This is a genomic window from Xenophilus sp. (genome assembly GCF_044462705.1).
Taxonomy (GTDB): domain Bacteria; phylum Pseudomonadota; class Gammaproteobacteria; order Burkholderiales; family Burkholderiaceae_C; genus Xenophilus; species Xenophilus azovorans.
This window is the reverse complement of sequence record NZ_JBIQNC010000119.1, coordinates 1-4,468: the sequence shown is the minus strand read 5'-3', so window position 1 is coordinate 4,468 and position 4,468 is coordinate 1. Positions and strand designations below refer to the sequence as shown.

Here is a 4,468-nt window from a genome sequence, read left to right as displayed (position 1 = left end):
GCGCTGGCCGCGCCGGCCTGCCTGCTGGCCGGCTGGCGCCCCGCCGCGGCGGCGGCGCTGCTGGCGGCCGGCGCGATCGCGCTGTGGCAGGTGCTGTCCTGGAAGCCGCTGGCCGTGCGCCGCGTGCCACTGTTGTGGATCCTCTACCTGGGCCACGCCTGCATGGGCGCCGGCCTGCTGGTGGCGGCGGCGCACCTGGCGGGTGGCCCGCTGCGCGCCGCCTGGCCGGTGCACGCGATCGGCATCGCGGGCTTCTCGGTGCTGATCATCGGCATGATCACCCGCACCGCGCTGGGCCACCTGGGCCGGCCGCTGCGCACCGACCGCACGATGGTGGCGGCCTACCTGCTCGTCATCGCGGCCGCCGCCCTGCGGCTGGCCGCCCTGCTGCCCACGGCGATGGCCGGCGCGGCGCTGCATGCCTCGGCGCTGGCCTGGGTGGCGGCCTTCGCGCTGTACCTGTGGCGCTTCGCGCCGCTGCTGGTGCGCCCGCGCGCGGATGCGCGGCCGGTGCCGCCGCCGTCGCTGGCGCGCATCCGCCGCACGGCCGGGTGATGAAGAAGAAGACCCCCTCCCGGCGGGCGGCGGCATGAGCTCCTACAGCGTCGCCCAACTGCTGCACCTGCTGGCCGCCATCGCCTTCGCCGGCACGGTCTTCTTCGAGGTGGTGATGCTCGGCGGCGCGCGCCGGCATGCGCCGCACGAGGCCCTGCACGCCGTGGAAAGCGCGATCGGCCGCCGCGCGGTGGCCGTGATGCCCTGGGTGCTGCTGGTGCTCTACGCCGCCGGCCTGGTGCTGGCCTGGCACCACCGCGGCGCGCTCGCGCATCCGCTGGCCAGCGGCTTCGCGCTGCTGCTGACGATCAAGATCGCGCTGGCGCTGAGCGTGCTCGGCCACTTCGCCACCGCCATGCGGTGGCGCCGCAGCGGACGGCTGCGCGGCCGGTCCTCGCGGCGGCTGCACCTGAGCGTGTTCGTCCACGTGCTGGCCATCGTGGTGCTGGCCAAGGCGATGTTCCTCGCCGGGTGGTGAGCCCCGCTCACTCCTGCGCGGCGGTGCCGTTGGACGGCTCGCGCAGCCACTCGGCCTCCCATCCGCCGCCCAGCGCCTGGATCAGCCCCACCGCCGCCGCCTGCCGCGCCAGTTGCACCTGCACCAGGCTGCGCCGCGAACTCAGCGCCGAGGCCTGCGCGCTGACCACGTCGGTGTAGCTCACCTGGCCGGCGCGGTAGCGGTTGAGCATCTGCTGCTCGGTGCGGTCGGCCGCCTGCGAGGCGGTGCGGCGCAGGCCCTCCTGCTCGGCCAGCGCCGCGGTGGCGGTGAGCTGGTCCTCGACGTTCTGGAAGGCCGTGAGCACGGTCTGGCGGTAGCGCGCCACGCTGGCCTCGTGTCCGGCCTTCGCCGCATCGACGCTGGCGCCGATGGCGCCGGCGTCGAACACCGTCTGCGCCACCGACAGGCCCAGCGCCCACAGCATGTTCGACGCGTCGAAGAGATCGCGCACGCGGCTGGTGCTGCTGTTGATGGAGGCCGACAGGCCGATGTTCGGGAAGTACGCCGCGCGCGCGATGCCGATCTGCGCATTGGCCTGGGCCACGGCGCGCTCGGCCGCGGCGATGTCGGGCCGGCGCTGCAGCAGCAGCGAGGGCACGCCGGTGGGCACGGCCGGCACGGTCGGCTTCCACGCGGCGGGCGCGATGGAGAACTGCGCCGGCGCCTCGCCCGCCAGCACGGCGATGGCGTGCTCGTAGGCGGCGCGCGTGCGCCGCAGGGCCACCCGCTCGGCCTGGGCGTTGACGAGCTGCGTCTGCGCCTGCAGCACGTCGGTCTGCGCGGCGATGCCGGCCTCGTAGCGGTTGCGGGTGATGGTCAGGGCCCGCTCGTAGCCCTCGATGGTTTCATGAAGCAGCCGCAGCTCGGCGTCGGCCTCGCGCAGCGACAGGTAGTTGACCACCAGCTCGCCGACGGCCGACAGGCGCGCCGAGGCGAGGTCCGCCTCGCTGGCCTGGGCACCGGCCTGCGCGCTGCCGGCCGCCTGGCGCAGCCGGCCCCACACGTCGGGCGACCAGTCGGCGCCCAGCGAGGCGGAGAAGCTGTTGGACGGCGGGCTGCCGCTGCTGCTGCGCACGGCGCCGCTGCGGCGGCCGCTGCCGTCGAGCGTGACGGTGGGGAAGAGCGCGGCGCGCTGCTCGCGCACCAGCGCCTGGGCCTGCGTGTACGTGGCCACGGCGGCGGCGATGTTCTGGTTGGAGACCTGCACGCGCGCCGCCAGTTCGTCCAGTTGCGGATCGCCGAAGCGCTTCCACCATTCGCCGCGGTCCAGCGCATCGCCGGGCTGCGCCGGCACCCAGCCGTCGGCCGCGGGCGCCTCCTTGAAGGCGGTGGGCGCGTCGAAGGCCGGGCGCTCGTAGCGCGGGCCGACGGCGCAGCCGGCCAGCAGCACCGCCGCCAGGGCGGGCGCCGCGAGCAGCAGATGGCGGCGGGGAGGGATGAGGCGTCTTGCAGGCGTCATGGTTCTCAGGCGGATCGCGCCAGGGCACGTTCGTTGGGCGCCCGGCGGCGCAGCTTGTCGAGCAGCACGTAGACCACCGGCACGGTGAACAGCGTCAGGAGCTGGCTGGCGATCAGGCCGCCGATGATGGTCACGCCCAGCGGCTGGCGCAGCTCGGCGCCCTGGCCGAAGCCGATGGCCAGCGGCAGCGCGCCGAGGGCAGCCGCCAGCGAAGTCATGAGGATCGGGCGGAAGCGCAGCAGGCTGGCCTCGCGCACCGCCTCCACGGCCGAGAGCCCGCGCGCGCGCTGCGCCTCCAGTGCGAAGTCGATGATCAGGATGGCGTTCTTCTTCACGATGCCGATCAGCAGGAACAGGCCGATGAGCGCGATCACCGACAGCTCCATGCGGAACAGCAGCAGCGCCAGCACCGCGCCCACGCCGGCCGAGGGCAGCGTGGTGAGCACCGTGATGGGGTGGATCAGGCTCTCGTACAGGATGCCCAGCACGATGTAGATCACGACGATGGCGGCGACGATCAGCACCACCTGCTGCGAGCCCTGCTGCTGCGCCGCGCGCGCGGTGCCGGCGAAGCTTCCGCGCACGTTGACGGGCATGGCGACGTCGTTCTCGGCCTGCTTGACGAGCTGCTGCGCCTCGGCCAGCGTCACGCCGTCGGCCAGGCTGAAGGAGATGGTGCTCGACAGTTCCCCGTCGTCGTGGCTGATGGAGCTGGGCACCGCCCGCTCCTTCAGCTGCGAGAAGGCCGACATCGGCACCATGGTGGTGGTGGCGGTCGCCAGCGCCTGCCCGGCCGAGGAGTTGCGCGCGCCGGGGTTGGCCGAGGTGACGGTGGAGGTGCCGGTGCTGCTGTCGGTGTTGGCCTGCAGCGTGCTGACGGTCGACTGGCCGGTGGCGCTGTCGGTGGTGGCGGTGATGGTCGAAGGCACGTACAGGTCGGCCAGCACGATGGGCGAGCGCTGGAAGCGCGGCGCCCACTCCATGATCACCGAGTACTGGTTCAGCTCGTTGTAGATGGTGGCGACCGAGCGCTGGCCGAAGGCGTTGTACATGGCGGCGTTGAGCGCCGCCGAGTTGACGCCCAGCCGTGCGGCGGCGTCGCGGTCGACGTCCACGTAGGTCTCCACGCCGTTGTCTGAAGACTCGCCGTCCACGTCGGTCAGCTGCGGGATCTCGGCCAGCCGGTCCGAGAGCCGCTTCGACCAGGTGCGCAGGTCCGAGAGCGAATCGCTCTTGAGCGTGTACTGGTAGCTCGAATTGCTCTGCCGCCCGCCCATGCGCAGGTCCTGCACCAGCCCGAGGAACACGCGCAGGCCGGTGAGTTCGTTGAGCTGCGGGCGCAGGCGGTCGACGACGGCCTGCGTCTTTTCCTTGCGCTGGCTGCCGTAGGGCTTGAGGTTGACGAACATGAAGCCGCCGCCGGCGCGCGAGCCGCCGCCGAAGGCGACCACGGTGTCCACCGCCGGGTCGGCGTTGATGATGTCCACCGCCTGCCGCAGCTTGGCCGTGAGCGCGGCCGAGGAGATGCTCTGGTCGGCGCGGATGCCGCCGTTGAGCTGGCCGTTGTCCTGCTGCGGGAAGTAGCCCTTGGGCACGTGCGCGAAGAGGTAGACGTTCAGCCCGATCACCACCAACAGCGAGAACGCCACCAGCACCTTGCTGGCCAGCGCCCAGTCCAGCGCATGGGCGTAGCCGCGCAGGCTGACCTGCCACAGCCGCTCCGTGGCGCGCAGGAAGGGCCCGCTGACGCGCCCCGGCCGGCGGTTGCGGTAGTAGGCCTCGGCACGCAGCAGCGTGGCGCACATCATCGGCGTGGTGGTCAGCGAGATGAGCAGCGAGATCATCACCGCCGCCGACAGCGTGACCGCGAACTCCTTGAACAGGCGCCCCACCTGCCCGCCCATGAACAGCAGCGGGATGAACACCGCCACCAGCGACAGGCTGATCGACAGCAC

Annotated in this window: 4 protein-coding genes; 2 read left to right on the top strand and 2 right to left on the bottom strand. The window is 72.8% G+C overall.

The window, feature by feature from the left end:
- A partial coding sequence (locus ACIY1X_RS17050) for an NnrS family protein (RefSeq protein WP_399682691.1) occupies positions 1–555 on the top strand: 555 nt, incomplete at its 5' end.
- A 34-nt stretch (positions 556–589) separates the two neighbouring features.
- The gene (locus tag ACIY1X_RS17045; RefSeq protein ID WP_399682688.1) at positions 590–1,033 is read left to right on the top strand and encodes a CopD family copper resistance protein; all 444 of its coding nucleotides are present in this window, start codon (positions 590–592) and stop codon (positions 1,031–1,033) included.
- A 7-nt stretch (positions 1,034–1,040) separates the two neighbouring features.
- Here the strand turns inward: ACIY1X_RS17045 and ACIY1X_RS17040 are convergent, their stop codons facing one another.
- Together ACIY1X_RS17040 and ACIY1X_RS17035 are read right to left on the bottom strand one after the other, a co-directional pair.
- Entirely contained in the window at positions 1,041–2,513 is a 1,473-nt protein-coding gene (locus tag ACIY1X_RS17040; protein ID WP_399682686.1) for an efflux transporter outer membrane subunit, read from the bottom strand.
- 5 nt (positions 2,514–2,518) lie between these two features.
- The coding region (locus tag ACIY1X_RS17035) for an efflux RND transporter permease subunit (protein ID WP_399682683.1) at positions 2,519–4,468 on the bottom strand (1,950 nt) is incomplete at its 5' end.

Coding starts and splice junctions, on each gene's coding strand:
- ACIY1X_RS17045 (WP_399682688.1), top strand. CDS start 590: ATGAGCTCCTACAGCGTCGCCCAACTGCTGCACCTGCTGGCCGCCATC.
- ACIY1X_RS17040 (WP_399682686.1), bottom strand. CDS start 2,513: ATGACGCCTGCAAGACGCCTCATCCCTCCCCGCCGCCATCTGCTGCTC.